Here is a 17,455-nt window from a genome sequence, read left to right as displayed (position 1 = left end):
ATTTTAAGGGAGGGTTACAGAACCACATCAAAATTTGGATAAATCCTTCAGTCATGCTGGTTAGTAGGTTCACTCTAGTTGATTAATTGTACTTAGCTTGGTTAATTAGTTTTGTATGCTTTTATTTTAACTACAACTTGATGATGAGCCATAAATTACAAAAACCACTACATATTTATGCTAAATAGAGCATCTGCACAATTTTGGTGAATATAGCTGTTCTTATTTCTGATATCTCTTTTTATATAGATCTTGTCATGACCTTATCATTTTCCTGATAAAGTAATCAAAAATGAAGATTCTTCATTATATGTGAACTATTTTTATCGAATTATCACCAAGGTGGGCTTAATCTTATTAATTTTGGTCTGACCAATTTACAAGGTGTTGGATTAATTGTTATAGATTGGTTATATTTTTCGTCGATAAAAAATCACAGGGTAGTTTAATCGCTGAACTGGTGGATTTTAATGGAATAAAAACAGCTTATGCTGAATGAATAATTATTCCTTTTGTTGATGCCGCATCGTTTTGGTGCAATTTATTCAGCAGACGTTATTGACGTGTAAACATTGGAACTGATCCTGTGGGCAATTTTTAATTGCACATAATGACAAGAGAGGGTTTATGACATCATCAATATCCGAGCAATTATTGGATGCCTTGGGCATGATGATAATGGGGATGAGCTTAGTTTTTATATTTTTAAGCATATTAATTATCGGCATTAATCTTGTAGCTAGATTATGTCAGTCAGACATTCAGCCTGTTGTTGCTAATGCGCCTACACCTGTACCCGCAGCTGCGACATCAATTGATCCTAAGTTAATAGCAGCTATCACTTCTGCTATTCACCAGTATCGTGCCAAAGATTAAATCGTTTAGGAGTTATCATGAGCAAGCCTTTAGCGTTAACAGATGTAGTATTACGAGACGCCCATCAATCTATTTTAGCCACGCGCTTACGTTTAGACGATATGTTACCTATTGCACCTTTACTGGATAAAATTGGTTTTTGGTCTTTAGAGTCTTGGGGCGGTGCTACGTTTGATTCTTGTATTCGTTATTTAGGCGAAGACCCTTGGGATCGTATCAGAGAGCTGAAAAAGGCGATGCCAAATACACCACAGCAAATGCTATTGCGTGGTCAGAATTTATTAGGCTATCGTCATTACGCCGATGATGTGGTGACCCGCTTTGTTGAGCGTGCCCATACCAATGGTGTTGATGTTTTCAGAATTTTCGATGCCATGAATGATGTGCGTAACTTAGAAACTGCGGTTAAAGCAGTTAAGCAAGTCGGCGGTCATGCACAAGGTACGATTTCATTTACTAGCAGCCCAGTTCATAACGTAGATACTTGGGTTGATATGGCTAAAAACCTTGAAGACATGGGCTGTGACTCACTGTGCATCAAGGATATGGCAGGCTTACTTAAGCCAATGCAAGCTTATGATCTTATCAGCCGTTTAAAATCTCAAACTGACTTAACCGTTTCTATGCATTGTCATGCTACAACGGGTTTAAGTACTGCAACCTATCAAAAAGCCATTGAGGCTGGTGTTGATATTCTTGATACCGCGATTTCAACCATGAGCCAAACCTATGGCCATTCAGCTACTGAAACATTAGTTGCTATGGCAGAAGACTCGGGCCGCGCCACGGGTTACGACATGGCAGCATTAGAAGAAATTGCCGCTTACTTTAGAGAAGTACGTAAGAAATATGCCCGTTTTGAAGGGGCGCTTAAAGGCATTGATTCACGTATTCTTCGTGCACAAGTGCCAGGTGGCATGTTAACTAACATGGAAAACCAGCTCAAAGAGCAGGGCGCTGCAGATAAAATGGATGAGGTGTTAGAAGAGATCCCTCGTGTGCGTGAAGATCTTGGCTTTTTGCCATTGGTTACACCAACCTCGCAAATTGTCGGCACCCAGTCAGTGATTAATGTCTTAATGGGCGAGCGTTATAAAACCTTAGCTAAAGAAACCGAAGGTGTACTGAAAGGCGAATACGGTGCAACGCCGGCTCCGGTTAATGCCGAGCTGCAAGCACGGGTATTAAATGGCGCAGAGGCTATTACTTGTCGCCCTGCAGATTTAATTGAACCTGAATTAGATAAGCTTCGCAGCGAGCTTGCTGACATCGCTAAGAAAGACGGTATTACATTAGCCGCAGAAACTGATGATGATGTAATGACCTATGCCCTATTTAATCAAATTGGTCTTAAGTTCCTGACTAATCGCGGTAACCCTGATGCCTTTGAGCCAGTGCCAAGTGCTGATGATATGGCCGTGCCTGCGGCTAAAGCTGAAAAAGGCGCTGAAACCTACACTGTTAATGTGCAAGGACAAAGCTTTGTGGTTGAGGTAAGCGAAGGAGGCGATATCAGCCAGATCGTGCCGACATCAGCAGCACCTGCTGCCGTTGCTCCAACTGTTGCTGCTGCACCTGTGAGCGATGAAGTGAAAGCCACCATGAATGCACCGCTGTCGGGTAATATTTTTAAAGTATTGGTAAACGATGGCGATCACGTCAATGAAGGTGATGTGGTGTTAATCCTTGAAGCAATGAAAATGGAAACTGAAGTGCGCGCAGCAATAACAGGTTTCATCAAAAATATTTCAGTTAAGCAAGGTGATGCCGTTTCGGTTGGTTCACCATTGTTAGCATTAGCGTAGGAGATAGCATGGAAGGATTACTGGCCTTTTGGTCTGAGACAGGCATTGCTAACTTCGCACTTGATCAATTATTTATGATGGCAATAGGCGGTTTATTACTGTATCTCGCAATAGCAAAAGGCTTCGAGCCATTACTATTATTGCCTATTGGGTTTGGTGCCATACTGGCGAATATTCCAAATGCGGGTTTCACTGAAGAAGGCGGCTTACTTTGGTACGCCTACCATGTGGGCATTGAGACCGGCATATTTCCATTACTGATTTTCATGGGCGTGGGGGCATTAACCGATTTTGGTGCATTAATCGCTAACCCAAAAACCTTATTGTTGGGCGCTGCAGCCCAATTCGGGATATTTGCGACTTTATTAGGTGCAATTGCTCTTAATGTGGTGCCGGGTTTTGAGTTCAGCATGACTGACGCCGCAGCCATTGCGATTATTGGTGGTGCAGATGGTCCAACTGCGATTTTCTTAGCCTCAAAACTAGCCCCTGATTTATTAGGTGCGATTGCTGTTGCAGCTTATTCATACATGGCATTAGTGCCGTTAATTCAGCCGCCAATTATGCGTCTATTAACCAATGAGTCAGAGCGTAGCATCAAAATGGAGCAGCTACGTGAAGTCAGTAAGAAAGAGAAAATTATCTTTCCCTTGATGGTTGTCGGTCTAACGATTTTGTTCCTACCAGCGGCGTCGCCTTTAGTGGGCATGTTCTGTTTAGGTAACTTAATGCGTGAGTCTGGCGTGGTTGATAGACTATCTTCTACCGCGCAAAACGAGCTTATCAATATTGTGACTATCTTTTTAGGTTTAGCTGTAGGCTCTAAATTACAGGCAGAACAGTTCTTACGCATTGAAACCTTGGGTATTCTTATTTTAGGTGCCGTGGCATTTAGTATTGGTACTGCTTCAGGGGTATTAATGGCGAAGTTCATGTCTAAGCTATCTGGTGGCAAAGTTAACCCATTGATTGGCGCAGCAGGAGTTTCTGCAGTGCCGATGGCGGCGCGCGTTGTTAACAAGGTAGGTCTTGAAGCTAATAACCAAAACTTCTTGCTGATGCATGCTATGGGGCCAAACGTGGCTGGTGTATTAGGTAGTGCTGTTGCTGCAGGTGTACTACTTGCGGTATTAGGCTAACCAGAGTTGTTTCAACAAGAGTAACCATCAGCTAATGCGTCTCAATTAGCTTAAGTTAGTGATTCAGATTAGTTACTCGCATTAGTTGCTAAATAAAAGCCACTTAATCACCAGATTAAGTGGCTTTTTTATATCGGTAGCTCAATTTCATTTGCTTATCTATCGGTTTAGTTATCGACACAGCCATGACTTAATCATTTACTCTGCGACTAACACAATCACAATCACAATCACAATCACATACGCAATCACCTACACAGTCAGCAACTAAACCCCAAGTTCCGGTGCTAGTCTAAAGTTAAATGCTGCCCAAAAAAGTGCAACAGTATTTTATCTTGCACCGTTACGGACGCTTAGGGGCAATAGGTTTTTCAGTTGCAAACACATTTAATCATTTATAACAGAGGTTTACATTTATGGCATGGTTACTGAATGGACTATGACAACAATACTCGTCATTGAGACTATTTATTGGTTTAATCTGCAGTTTGTTGAATATTTATGCAGAGCGACAAGATGGAACACATTAACGATAAAGCAAAGGCGCTTTAATTATTCCTTAGGGATAATTAAAGCGCCTTTTTTGTTTTAAGTCATTTTAAACTTAAAAGGGATAAACGATGAACTGGAAAACGTCTTTTAAACAGCTTGCGGTCGCGCTAAGTATTGGTGCAGCGATGCAAGTTAATGTTGCCACTGCAGAAGTAGGCTTTCCTGAAAAAGAAGAGCTGACATTTGGTTTTATTAAACTGACCGATATGGCGCCTATCGCTATCGCTTATGAAAATGGTTATTTCGAAGAAGAAGGCTTATACGTCACCATCGAAGCTCAAGCTAACTGGAAAGTGTTACTGGACGGCGTGATTGATGGCCGCTTAGATGGGGCGCATATGCTAGCAGGTCAGCCTATTGCAGCCACGATTGGTTATGGTACCAAAGCCCATATCATTACGCCTTTTTCAATGGATTTAAATGGTAATGCTATTACTGTATCCAATGATATTTGGGCGCAAATGAAGCCTAACATCGCTAAAAATGCTGATGGTAAACCGGTTCATCCCATTAAAGCAGACTCGCTCAAACCTGTGGTAGATAAATATAACGAGCAAGGTAAGCCCTTTAAAATGGGCATGGTATTTCCAGTCTCTACCCACAACTATGAACTACGTTATTGGTTAGCCGCTGGTGGTATTCACCCCGGTTTTTATGCGCCTCACAAAGGTGATACTTCAGGACAACTTGACGCTGAAGCTTACTTATCTGTTACGCCGCCACCACAAATGCCATCAACCCTTGAAGCTGGCACCATCTATGGCTACTGCGTTGGTGAGCCTTGGAACCAACAAGCGGTATTTAAAGGTATCGGGGTGCCAGTGGTTACCGATTATGAAATTTGGAAAGATAACCCTGAAAAAGTATTTGGTATTACTGCAGAATTTGCTGAAAAGTATCCAAACACCACTATTCGCTTAACTAGAGCATTAATTAAAGCGGCTAAATGGTTAGACGAAAACAACAATGCTAACCGCCCAGCAGCTGTGAAAATCTTATCTCAATCTAACTATGTTGGCGCTGATTACGATGTGATTGCCAATAGCATGACGGGCACCTTTGAATATGAGAAAGGTGATAAGCGCGCGGTGCCTGATTTCAACGTGTTCTTTCGTTATAACGCAACCTACCCATATTACTCAGATGCGATTTGGTACTTAACCCAAATGCGTCGTTGGGGACAGATTTCAGATGATAAGCCTGATACTTGGTACAAAGAGATAGCTGCCAAGGTTTACCGTCCAGATATCTATGCAAAAGCGGCGCAATCGTTAATTGATGATAAAAGTATTGATGCCAAACATTTCCCTGACTTTGCTACTGAAACGGGCTTTAAAAAGCCGCAGCAACATTTTATTGATGACATTGTGTATGACGGTAGTGCACCGAATGCCTATATCAACAAGTTCAGTATCGGATTAAAACAAGGCGACAAACTGTAAGCCTGAGCTTAAGTACTTTATCTCGAGTTTTATGTCGAGTTTGATTCAGATTTTATGCAAGTAAGAGCTATCGAAGTGAGGATAGACCTATGACAACCATTGCAAGATTAGCGCAGAGACTCCCTATGGATAAGTCGGCTGTAACTTCGTTGTTAGCCAAATCAGCGGCAATGAGCAAAGCATTATTATTACCGCTCATCGGTATTACCGTGTTTTTGGTTATTTGGTCAATTACAGCCAATAATATTAATACATCCCTAGGTAAGTTTCCTGGTCCTGTGGCTGTTATAGGTCAGTTCGATGGGCTTTACCAAGAGCATAATGCCGAGCGAGAAAAGGCGGCGGCTTTTTATGAGCGCCAACAAGTTCGCAATAATGCAAGGCTGGCTGCCGATCCCAGTTATCAAGCGAAAACCAGAACGTATACCGGTAAGGAAACCTTCTTCGATCAGATAGTGACCTCACTTATCACGGTTATGTCTGGGTTTATACTAGCCGCCATTATTGCTATCCCCATGGGGATCTGGATGGGGTTAAGTAAAACCGTTAATGCAGCGGTTAATCCGATAGTGCAAATATTCAAACCTGTGTCACCACTGGCATGGTTGCCGTTGGTGACCATGGTGGTGAGCGCGTTATATGTGTCACCAGATCCTATGTTCTCTAAATCATTTATCAACTCCATGTTAACCGTCACCCTCTGTAGTCTGTGGCCGATGGTCATCAATACCTCAATAGGGGTGGCATCCATTGATTCTGACTTACTCAATGTCAGCCGGGTGCTGCGCTTATCACCGTTAACCCACGTACAAAAAATCGTGCTACCAGCATCAATACCACTGATTTTTACTGGCATGCGTTTATCCCTAGGAGTGGCATGGATGGTGTTAATTGCCGCAGAAATGTTGGCGCAAAACCCTGGGCTTGGAAAGTTTGTTTGGGATGAGTTCCAAAACGGCAGTTCAGAATCTCTGTCACGAATAATGGCGGCAGTGATTGTGATTGGCTTTATTGGCTTTTTGTTAGACCGTGGCGTACTGGCACTACAGCGCTGGTTCTCTTGGGATAAAAGTCACTAACTGGTTGAAGAGTTCGTTGAGGAATAAGGATAAATCTTATGAGTGTATTTTTAGATATTAGTAATATCGACATGGACTTCCCAACCCCAAATGGGCCGTTTAAGGCGCTAAAGGAAGTCAATTTAAAAATTAATAAAGGCGAGTTTGTCTCGCTTATTGGTCACTCGGGGTGTGGTAAATCAACCGTACTCAATATTGTGGCGGGGCTATATCAAGCCACTAAAGGTGGGGTGATTTTAAATAGTACTGAAGTCTCAGAGCCCGGCCCTGAGCGAGCTGTGGTGTTTCAAAACCACTCTTTATTGCCTTGGTTAACCTCATATCAAAATGTGGAATTAGCAGTAAAGCAGGTGTTTAAAGGCACTAAGTCAAAAGCTGAAATGAAGCAATGGATTGAATACAACCTGAGCCTAGTGCATATGGATCATGCGATGCACAAACTGCCCAGTGAAATATCAGGCGGCATGAAACAACGAGTGGGCATCGCCAGAGCCTTGGCAATGGAACCTGAAGTGCTATTGATGGATGAGCCTTTTGGGGCGCTCGATGCTTTGACCCGAGCCCATATGCAAGACTCGCTGATGGAAATTCAACTGGAGCTTAATAATACCGTCATCATGATCACCCATGACGTGGATGAAGCGGTATTGCTGTCAGACAACATTGTGATGATGACCAATGGCCCAGAAGCAACCGTGGGTGAAATTCTTGCAGTTGATTTACCCCGCCCAAGAGATCGTCTGGCGCTAGCAGAAGATCCTGAATACAACCGTTTGCGGGCCGAAGTACTGAAGTTTCTTTATGAGAAACAGCGCAAAGTAGAGCCTATTAATATTAGTAAGTCATTAACTACATCAGATGAACAGGCTGAAGCGGTTTAACACTGATGCATGGAACAGTTTAGTTATAAATATAAAAGGAAAGATGATGAAACAGAAGCAACTCGCTGCACTGATTAATAGCAAATTAACCAAATCGATAGTAAGCCTTGCGGCGCCGCTATCATTAACCTTGTTGGCCATGGGCTCGGCTCATGCTGAAACGACCCAGTCCGTTGCTGATGCGGTCACCCAAGGCAGCGTTAAGGTCGACTTGAATTTGCGTTATGAAATGGTTGATCAAGATAATGCCTTAAAAGATGCTGATGGTTTAACCCTTCGCACTCGTCTGACTTATGCCACAGCTGATTACTATGGTTTTTCGTCCACCCTTGAGTTTGAAGATTCACGTGTGGTCGCCGGCGTTGATGATTACAACAATACCTTAGGTAAAAATCCGCAATATTCAGTGATTGCCGATCCAGAAACCACCGAGTTTGATCAATTCTTTTTAAAATATAACTATGAAGGCTTTACCGTTAAAGGTGGTCGCCAAGTCATTACCTTTGATAACCAACGCTTTGTGGGTCATGTGGGCTGGCGTCAAGATAGACAGACCTTCGATGGGGTGATGTTAGAGTACAAATTTAACGATGTATTTAAAATTGACTACGGCTATATCAGCCAGCGTAATCGTATCTTTGCACAGGAAAAAGATATCGATTCAAAAGATAACCTGATAAATGCTTCACTAAAAACCGATTTTGGTACCTTAAGTGGTTATGGGTATTTACTAGAAGAAGATAGCGCCATTGATAACGGCCTTGATACCTATGGTTTACGCTTTGCTGGTAATACCGATGTGGGTGATATCAAAGTATTGTATTCAGCAGAGTATGCCACCCAGGATTCTGATAACGCAGACTTGTCCTATTCAGCTGATTATATGAGCGTTGAGGCTGGAGTCGGTTTTTCGGCGATTACTATTAAAGTGGGTTATGAAGTATTGGGATCAGACGGCGGCGACTATGGTTTCCAAACACCTTTAGCGACCTTGCATGGCTTTAATGGTTGGTCAGATCAGTTTTTATCAACCCCTAAACAAGGCTTAGCCGATCTTTACGCCTCAATTGGCGGTAAGGTGATTGGCGGTAAATGGGCGCTGGTATATCACGATTTTGAGGCTGATGAATCATCGGCTTTAGTGGATGATTTAGGGTCTGAAATTAATGCAGTCTTCAGCGTGCCGGTGACAAAAAATTATACCTTAGGGATTAAATACGCCGCGTATTCAAAAGGCGATACTGCTGCAGGTAAAGTCGATACTGATAAACTGTGGTTATGGGCTAATGCTAAGTTCTAGCCGTAGCTTTTAAGCAGTTGGTCTGAACAGTTAACGCTTAAATAAAAACGGCTAACTCAGTTTGAGTTAGCCGTTTTTTAATAAATTTTCGCTGCTGAGCGACTCGATTTAAGCCGCTTGATTTAGCGCTTTTTCATCTGAATAAAATTGTTGCTCATCGAATTGGCCTTCGCTTTTGCCAACAACCACAGCTGTCATCATGTCACCAGTGACATTGGTTGCGGTGCGGATCATATCAATAACGCGGTCAATAGCGGCGATAAAGGCAATGCCTTCAAGGGGTAAACCAACCACGCCCAAGGTCACTGTTAGCATCACCATCGCACTACCTGGAACACCTGCTGTACCTACTGACGCCACAGTTGCCGTTACCGCAATGAGCATGTAGTCGGTCATATCCAGTGGAATACCGTAAATTTGCGCAATAAATATCGCCGCAATAGCAGGGTAAATACCGCCACAGCCATCCATGTTCATGGTAGCGCCTAACGGCAATACAAAGGCGCTATAGCGCTTTGATACACCCATAGACTCAGTACATTTACTACTTGCTGGTAAGGTGCCAAAACTTGATGCGGTGCTAAATGCCACTAGTTGAGCAGGCATGGCTTTACGGAAAAATTGTACAGGGCTTAGGCCGGCAGCAAACTTCACTAAACCACCATAAACAAAAATAATATGAATTAATGCAGCCACATAAATAGCCACAATAAACTTACCTAATGGCAGTAAAGTTGACAGGCCGTATTCACCAACAACCCATGCCATCAAGCCGAACACGCCGATAGGGGTAAGCTTTAATACCATACGGGTTAGTTCAAACATTACTTCTGAACCTGCTTCAATGGTGCGCTTAAGTGGCTCTGCCTTTTCACCAACGGCGTTAATTGCAATACCAACGAGCGCTGCAAACACAATAATTTGCAGGACTTTACCTTCAGCTAATGATGCAAAAGGGTTTACTGGGATCATATTAAGTAACACTTGGGCAAACCCTGGGATATCACGGTCGCGCACTTCTGAGGTCGCTAGTTCTAAACTGCCGCCCATATCAAATGAGCTACCAATGGCTAAACCAATAAACGATGCCATGGTGCCAGTAAACATGAACATGCCTAAGGTTTTAAAGCTTAAGCGCTTTAAATTAGCTTGTGAGCCTAATGAGGTAATACTGACAACGATGGCGCAAAAAACTAAAGGTGCAACCAACATTTTGATGGCGCTAATAAATAAATCACCTAAAGGTTTTAGTATTACTGCACTTTCGCCTAAAGCTACACCTGCAAGGATACCTAAGGCAAAGCCTGCGAGTACTTTTTGCCAAAAAGGAATGCGTTTCAAGGTTTGAAAAATCATCAAGGTTCCAACTATTTATTATGCTTGCCAGTCGTTACCAGCAAGAGGATTATTATTTCAATAACCTTATACAATCACACAAAAGGCCATTGAATAGTCATTGTAGCTATGTATTACGTTAGCGGTATAAACTGAGTTTAGCCATTGACTTCAGGCTATTTTAAGCCAGCCTAATTAGAGTCTTTTAGGTAATATTTTTCGAATTGTATTCAGCGAATATCGTCGGGACAAACCGTTTTTAATATAACTTATATCATTTTTTCAATTTGTTAATTACATATTGAAATTCAACAGCTTGTTAACTCGTTTTTATATTACGAGTTTAATGGCTAAAACACTATAGATATCATTAGGTAAAGTAAATGACTGCATTGTGGTTAATGTTCAGCGGGGCTTTTTTAGCGGCAACTTTGTTACCAGGAGGTTCAGAAGTTTTACTTGTAGCCTTACTTACGGATCAACCAGAAACCTGGCTTGCGCTGCTGGTGGCTGCCAGTGTTGGTAACACCTTAGGAGCAATAAGCAGTTACTATTTAGGCTATTTAGGTCGCTTTGCTAAGACGCCAGAGGATCTAGCGAGTAAGAAATACCAACATGGATTAAAATTAATTGAAAAATATGGCTATTGGGCGTTGCTGCTTTCTTGGTTGCCATTAATTGGCGATATTCTATGTTTACTCGCTGGCTGGTTAAAGCTACCTATTATCCCGTCTACTGTCATGATGTTAATCGGTAAAACGATTCGTTACTCATTAATAGTGGCTGCCTTTATGTTGGCATGGTAAAACAACTGTTATTGGTTTTTTTATAAAACCCTATGGTGATCACTGTTGTTAGCTATCTGATTGGAGAGGATATTTTTATCTGCGATTGAACCAACAAGGTATAAAACGACTCATAGCATCACATTGACTGATTTCATTGGCTAGATTTCAAGGAGTATATAAGTGAAGAAATGGATCTTGGCAGCAGCGATCTCTATCGCCATTAGTGGCTGCGCACATGAAGCAACAATTTCCCCTGCGTTACCTCAAGGGGTCACATTAGTTGAAACCGTCGCTCAAAGTGACTCTGTGGGTATTCCTTATAAGAAATATCAGCTAGAAAATGGTCTTACGGTGATTTTACATCAAGATACCTCAGACCCTCTCGTTCATGTTGACGTCACTTATCATGTGGGCTCAGCTCGTGAAGTGGCGGGGCGCAGTGGCTTTGCCCATTTATTTGAGCACATGATGTTTCAGGGCTCGCAAAATGTCGGCGATGAGCAGCATTTCAAAGTCGTTACTGAGGCTGGTGGCACCTTAAATGGCACCACCAATACCGATAGAACCAATTATTTTGAGACTGTACCCAGCAACCAGCTGGAAAAAATGCTCTGGCTTGAATCTGATCGTATGGGCTTTTTATTGCCAGCATTGACCAGTGAAAAATTTGAAGTCCAGCGTGAGACAGTTAAAAATGAACGCGCTCAGCGAATTGATAATCAACCTTATGGCCGTTTGAATGAGCGCTTTAACCAAGCAATGTATCCTGCTGGGCATCCGTATTCGTGGCCAGTGATAGGTTGGCCAGAAGATTTAGAACGTGCCAGTGTTGATGATGTGCGTAATTTCTTTAAGCGCTGGTATGGCCCTAATAACGCTACCTTAACCATTGGTGGTGATTTCGATGAAATGCAAACACTAGCCATGGTGAATAAGTATTTTGGTGAGCTAAAACGTGGTCCAGAGGTGTCAGCAGATCCTAAAACCCCAGTGGTCTTAGATAAAACCCGTTATATTTCAATGGAAGATAAAGTTCATTTGCCGCTGATTTATATGGGTTTCCCCACAGTATACGCTCGACATAAAGATGAGGCCGCGCTGGATTTATTAGCCAATATTCTCGGTGGCGGTAAAACCTCACTGCTATACAAAAACTTAGTCAAAGATGGTTATGCAGTACAAGCCTCGGTAGGTCATCCATGCCAAGAGTTAGCTTGTAGCTTAACCTTGTATGCACTGGCTAATCCCGCTTCGGGGGCAACGCTTGCGACGCTTGAGCAGAAAATTAATGACTCTATTAAGGAGTTTGAGCAGCGTGGCGTGACAGATGATGACTTACAAAAGGTTAAAGTACAGTTTGAAGCCGATACTATTTTTGGCATGCAAAGTGTAAAAGGTAAGGTATCAACTCTGGCCTACAATCAAACCTTTTTTGACAACCCTGACATGGTAGCCAGTGACTTGGCCCGTTATGCCAGTGTCACCAAAGATGATGTAATGCGGGTGTTTAATACGTATATCAAAGACAAACCTATGGTGGTCATGAGCGTTGTACCTGAAGGGGCAAAACAATTAATTGCCGCTGAAGATAACTTTACCCCAACCATGATGCCGGTAGCGCCAGAAGCCGTGAGCGGCGTCGATAACGTCAGACAAATTACCTCAAACTTTGATCGTACTATTATGCCAAAGGTGGGTGATGCGCCAGTACTAAAAGTGCCTGAGTTATGGAATGCTTCACTGACCAATGGTATTGAAGTCATGGGTACTGAGAGCCATGAAACTCCAACCGTTGAATTACTGATTTATCTTGAAGGCGGCCACCGCGTTGCGCCCCAAGGTAAAGCGGGCGTGGCGTCATTAACGGCATCTATGCTCAATGAATCAAGCGCTAAACGTTCAACTGAAGAACTAGCTGGCGCATTAGAAATGCTTGGCAGTAGTGTGTCCTTTGGTGCATCGGGCTCACAAAGCTATATTCAGCTTTCAAGTTTGACTGAAAATCTCGCGCCGACTTTAGCGATATTACAAGAGAAGCTATTTACCCCAGGTTTTGTTGAGGCTGACTTTCAGCGCCTTAAACAGCAGCAATTACAAGGTTTACAGCATCAAGAGTCAGATCCTAACTTTTTAGCGCGCCAAGGCTTTTCATCGTTACTTTATGGTGAAAACAGCCCGTTAAGCGTCAATGCTTCTGGCACCTTAGAAAGTGTTGCCGGATTAACCCTTGAGGATGTTAAACAGTTTTATCAGCAGCAGTATCGAGCGGGTAATGCCAAAATGGTGCTGGTATCTGATTTAAGCAAGCAACAAGTGCAGCCGTTATTAAGCCCGTTTGCAGCTTGGCAAGGCAGTGCCAGCTCGCCATTTGTATTACCGCAATTACCAGAGCTTGCTGGTGGCACCATTTACATTATTGATAAACCAGATGCGGCGCAGTCGGTTATTAATATTGGTAAGCGGGCGTTAACCTATGATGCAACAGGCGACTACTTTAAGTCTTACTTAATGAATTACCCATTAGGTGGCGCATTTAACAGTCGGATAAACCTCAATTTGCGGGAAGACAAAGGTTATACCTATGGTGCTCGCAGTGGTTTTAATGGTGATAGCTTAGTGGGGCGATTTATGGCTTCAGCCAGTGTCCGCACTGATGTGACTGCAGAATCACTTATTGAGTTTATTAACGAGATTAATGAATATCAGCAGCAAGGCATGAGCGAAGCGGAATTAAGCTTTTTACGTAGCTCAATTTCACAAGGTAAAGCATTAGACTACGAAACGCCTTATCAAAAAGCGGGCTTCATGCGGATGATTCAGCGTTACCAACTTGATGACAACTTTACTGAGCAGCAGGCAAATATTGTTCAACAAGTTTCGCGTGCTGAGCTAAATGAGTTAGCTGCCACGCAATTAGACTTATCACAGATGGTGATGCTGATTGTGGGCGATAAAGCTGCTATTCTGCCTAAGTTGCAAGCTTTGGACTATCCTATAGTTGAAATAAAATAAGCATCGCAGTTGTTTTTAGGATAAAAAACCTTATATAGATCAGATATAGGGTTTGATAGCCATTTAAAAATGCTAGAATTTAGTAATTAACGGTGACAGGTTAACTGTTACCGTTTTTTATTTGTAAAACATAGTGAGTGTAGAATGGCTGAAAATGCTTTTTACTGTGAGCTCATATGTGTTTAATAACATGCTTTTAATTGGTTTAAAGAAATGTTAGTGCTAAATATCAGGTCTAGCAGTTTGAATGTCGCATAAGCGAGTCACTACAAGAGAACAGCAAATTGAATTCATTCAATGAAACAGTCGATTATCTATCAAATGCCCAAGGGCGTGAATCTTTACTCGGCATGGTACGAGGCATTGAGCGCGAAGCGCTGCGCATCGAAAGCACTGGCCACCTCGCGATGGATAGCCATCCGCAAAAGCTCGGCTCAGCCTTAACGCATTCTCGTATTACCACTGATTATAGTGAGTCTTTACTTGAGTTCATTACCCCGGTGAATACTAATATTGACACCTTACTTGAAGGGTTAACTCAAACTCACGCCTACAGTGTTAAAAACATGAATGGCCAGACGCTATGGCCTGTGAGCATGCCGTGTTATGTCGGCGATGAAAAAGATATTCCTATTGCCCGTTATGGCAGTTCTAATAACGGTCAAATGAAAACCTTATACCGTAAAGGCTTAACCCATAGATACGGCGCACTCATGCAAATTATTGCAGGGGTGCATTTCAATTTTTCAGTCTCTGAACAATTGTGGGATAGCTTATATGAACGTACTGATAAGTCAGTGTCGCGCTGTGAGTTCATCTCAGAGTCTTACTTTGGCATGATCCGTAATTATCGCCGTTTAGTTTGGGTATTACCGTATTTCTTCGGTTCATCTCCTGCGCTGTGTGGCTCGTTCATTAAAGATAAAAACGTCGGATTTGATTTTAAGAAAACCGGTAAGGGCACCTTATACCTGCCATATGCGACTTCACTTCGTATGAGCGATTTAGGTTACACCAATAAAGAGCAAGAACGCTTAAACATCAGTTACAACTCACTGCCTGAATATTTACAAGGGGTGGGCGAAGCCATTCGCATGCCTTCTGCCAGTTTTGAGAAAATCGGCGTTAAAGTCGATGGTGAATATCGTCAGCTCAATAGCAATGTGCTGCAAATTGAGAATGAGTTTTACTCGCCAATTCGTGCCAAGCGAGTCACCAAAGCAGGTGAGAAACCTTCAGAGGCATTGTCTCGCGCTGGAGTTGAATACATTGAAGTGCGTGCATTAGATGTAAACCCTTATAGCCCAATTGGTATTGATGCCAGTCAGGTAAGATTTTTAGACTTATTCTTGCTGTACTGCTTGCTGTCGTCATCAGAAAAAAGTGATTGCGCTGCAGAGCAGGAAATCGCCGCTAACTTGCAAGCTGTGGTAGTTGAAGGTCGAAAGCCTGGGCTTGAGCTAATTAAAAATGGTCAGTCAATTAGCCGCACTCAATGGCTGAATGACATATTTGAACCTCTGTCTCGCCTCGCTAAGTTGTTAGATGGTGATTCTGGTAATGCATACCAACAGGCATTATCGCAATGGCAAGCCGCTATCGACGATCCAAGTTTAACCCTATCGGGTCGCGTGCTGGACGATGTGGTTAATCAAGGTCAAGATCATAGCAGTTGGGTGAAAAAACTGGCGCTAGATTATCAGCAATATTTATCTGACTACCCATTATCCGCTGAGGTGGAAGCTGGCTATGTTGAAGAGGCGGCACTATCACTTGCTCAACAGCATATGGCGGAAGCGTTACCGAGTGTCGGCTTTGATGAGTTTTTAGCTGATTATTTTGCTGACTTATCCAAACCTGCCGCAGCGTGTCGTTAATGAAAAGGCTAGCTTTATCTGTGGTGGTGCTGGGTCTATTACAAGGCTGTGCATCATCAGTGGATGAGCAAGCTATCTGTGGCTCGGTGGCGAGTTATATAACCCCACCGACCTCGCAGAGTCTTTATCGCGTGGTGGTGACTCATCTTGATGGTAAGCCTGTTATCTCAAGGCCTTATTATAAATTAACCGCTGGAAAACATGAGTTTACCGTGGCAGAGCTCATTGAGTCGCCTGAGTTAAAAGTTAAGCTTGCTGCCCGTAAGCCTAAAAATATTGATGTTGATGTGAAAGCGCACCTGCAGCTTCATTTAGCGGCTGAATTTAATCAAGATAGAATTTATACTGGCGAGAATACCGATTACTGGCAACCCGTCATATGGCAGCAAGAGCCCCATGAATGTGAGTTTGCCAACCCCGATAATTAATGTGCCGCTTAGGCGCGATAAGTGTCCCCAATTAGGCAATAATTTAATGGTTTAGTTACTCATTTATTCCGATATTAAATGTTACCTTGATAGTCTTTTTAGAAAACCTTAGCCGCTGAACCTCCCTCTAGCCCAGCTTTATTGTCAGACTTGAGTTCAAGTATTTTTTGACTAATACCAATGGTCGCATTCTAGTGACAGATTAAGTTCTATTTTTTAACGCCGTGGTTTGCATCTAGTTTATTTTGATGTGAAAATCGAATCGCTTTAGTTAACTCCTGATATTGATTACTTTAAGGGCATTTATGACGTGGTTTTTTCGTGCTTTGGGCGCAATGTTTCTTTTACAGCTTACGGGCTGTGCAACTCCGCCACCTAAAGAGCCTGATAATTTATGCTCAATATTTCAAGAAAATCGCTCTTGGTATAAATCGGCGGTAAAAACGCGCGAAAAGTGGGGCGTACCAGTACATGTGCCTTTAGCTATGATGTTCCAAGAAAGCTCGTTTAAACATAATGCCGCGCCACCAATGGAATACTTTTGGGGCTTTATTCCTATTGGCCGCGCCAGTGATGCCTATGGCTATGCTCAAGCAAAAACCATGACATGGGATGACTATGTACGTGAAACCGGTAATTCATGGTCAAGTCGCAGTAATTTTGATGATGCGATGGATTTTATGGGCTGGTTTATCTATAAAACCCATGCCATTAATGGGGTGTCAAAATGGGATGCGAAAAATCAGTATTTGAATTATCACGAAGGTTGGGGCGGCTATAAACGTGGCAGCTATAAAGCTAAAGCATGGCTTGGACCTGTTGCTAATCGTGTTGATGCTCGCGCCAGAAATTACGCTGCTCAGTATCATACCTGTAAAGAAGATCTCGACTCTTCCTGGTTATGGCGGTTATTTTTCGGTTAATACGCATTAGTTATTGTC

At 42.7% G+C, this 17,455-nt stretch carries 13 protein-coding genes; 12 read left to right on the top strand and 1 reads right to left on the bottom strand.

The genetic code is table 11. The features are described from left to right. Window positions 1-627 precede the first annotated feature (627 nt). The 7 genes from AB4140_RS03545 (at window position 628) to AB4140_RS03515 (ending at window position 9,074) form a co-directional block, all read left to right on the top strand. Window positions 628-876, top strand: coding sequence for an OadG family protein (locus AB4140_RS03545; RefSeq protein ID WP_076542995.1), 249 nt, complete (start codon window positions 628-630; stop codon window positions 874-876). Between the two features lie 17 nt (window positions 877-893). Next, window positions 894-2,681: a sodium-extruding oxaloacetate decarboxylase subunit alpha gene (oadA, locus tag AB4140_RS03540; RefSeq protein ID WP_102438092.1), complete on the top strand. Its 1,788-nt coding sequence runs from the start codon at window positions 894-896 to the stop codon at window positions 2,679-2,681. A gap of 8 nt (window positions 2,682-2,689) precedes the next feature. Then, window positions 2,690-3,820 carry a sodium ion-translocating decarboxylase subunit beta gene (locus tag AB4140_RS03535; RefSeq protein ID WP_102438094.1) on the top strand — a complete coding sequence of 377 codons (1,131 nt, stop codon included), beginning with the start codon at window positions 2,690-2,692 and terminating at the stop codon, window positions 3,818-3,820. A gap of 677 nt (window positions 3,821-4,497) precedes the next feature. Further along, on the top strand, window positions 4,498-5,814 hold the full coding sequence (locus AB4140_RS03530) for a CmpA/NrtA family ABC transporter substrate-binding protein (RefSeq protein ID WP_227006757.1): 1,317 nt from the start codon (window positions 4,498-4,500) through the stop codon (window positions 5,812-5,814). A 125-nt stretch (window positions 5,815-5,939) separates the two neighbouring features. Then, complete coding sequence (locus tag AB4140_RS03525) at window positions 5,940-6,893, top strand: ABC transporter permease (protein WP_371999817.1); 954 nt, start codon at window positions 5,940-5,942, stop codon at window positions 6,891-6,893. A gap of 38 nt (window positions 6,894-6,931) precedes the next feature. Further along, on the top strand, window positions 6,932-7,774 hold the full coding sequence (locus AB4140_RS03520; RefSeq protein ID WP_102438100.1) for an ABC transporter ATP-binding protein: 843 nt from the start codon (window positions 6,932-6,934) through the stop codon (window positions 7,772-7,774). 139 nt (window positions 7,775-7,913) lie between these two features. After that, window positions 7,914-9,074, top strand: a complete 1,161-nt coding sequence (locus tag AB4140_RS03515; protein WP_303446298.1) for an alginate export family protein — start codon at window positions 7,914-7,916, stop codon at window positions 9,072-9,074. Between the two features lie 108 nt (window positions 9,075-9,182). On the opposite strand, the gene AB4140_RS03510 is transcribed toward AB4140_RS03515, so the two are convergent. Beyond that, window positions 9,183-10,430 carry a dicarboxylate/amino acid:cation symporter gene (locus AB4140_RS03510; protein ID WP_102438103.1) on the bottom strand — a complete coding sequence of 416 codons (1,248 nt, stop codon included), beginning with the start codon at window positions 10,428-10,430 and terminating at the stop codon, window positions 9,183-9,185. 362 nt (window positions 10,431-10,792) lie between these two features. Here AB4140_RS03510 and AB4140_RS03505 point away from each other — a divergent pair, with 362 nt between their 5' ends. The 5 genes from AB4140_RS03505 to AB4140_RS03485 all read left to right on the top strand — a co-directional run bounded on the left by AB4140_RS03505 (window position 10,793) and on the right by AB4140_RS03485 (window position 17,437). After that, window positions 10,793-11,215 (top strand): YqaA family protein, encoded by a 423-nt coding sequence (locus AB4140_RS03505; protein WP_102438105.1) that lies wholly within the window; start codon window positions 10,793-10,795, stop codon window positions 11,213-11,215. A 162-nt stretch (window positions 11,216-11,377) separates the two neighbouring features. Further along, window positions 11,378-14,209, top strand: coding sequence for a M16 family metallopeptidase (locus AB4140_RS03500; RefSeq protein ID WP_371999812.1), 2,832 nt, complete (start codon window positions 11,378-11,380; stop codon window positions 14,207-14,209). A gap of 254 nt (window positions 14,210-14,463) precedes the next feature. Further along, window positions 14,464-16,086 carry a glutamate--cysteine ligase gene (gene gshA, locus AB4140_RS03495; protein ID WP_277869089.1) on the top strand — a complete coding sequence of 541 codons (1,623 nt, stop codon included), beginning with the start codon at window positions 14,464-14,466 and terminating at the stop codon, window positions 16,084-16,086. After that, the gene (locus AB4140_RS03490) at window positions 16,086-16,514 is read left to right on the top strand and encodes a hypothetical protein (protein ID WP_102438110.1); all 429 of its coding nucleotides are present in this window, start codon (window positions 16,086-16,088) and stop codon (window positions 16,512-16,514) included. The genes gshA and AB4140_RS03490 overlap by 1 nt, the downstream gene beginning before the upstream one ends. A 305-nt stretch (window positions 16,515-16,819) precedes the next feature. Further along, window positions 16,820-17,437, top strand: a complete 618-nt coding sequence (locus AB4140_RS03485) for a hypothetical protein (RefSeq protein WP_102438112.1) — start codon at window positions 16,820-16,822, stop codon at window positions 17,435-17,437. Window positions 17,438-17,455: the final 18 nt, after the last annotated feature.

This window comes from Shewanella sp. 10N.286.51.B2 (assembly GCF_041469265.1).
Taxonomy (GTDB): Bacteria; Pseudomonadota; Gammaproteobacteria; order Enterobacterales; family Shewanellaceae; genus Shewanella.
Note: the sequence above shows the minus strand (reverse complement) of the source record. Positions and strands in the feature narration are given on the sequence as shown.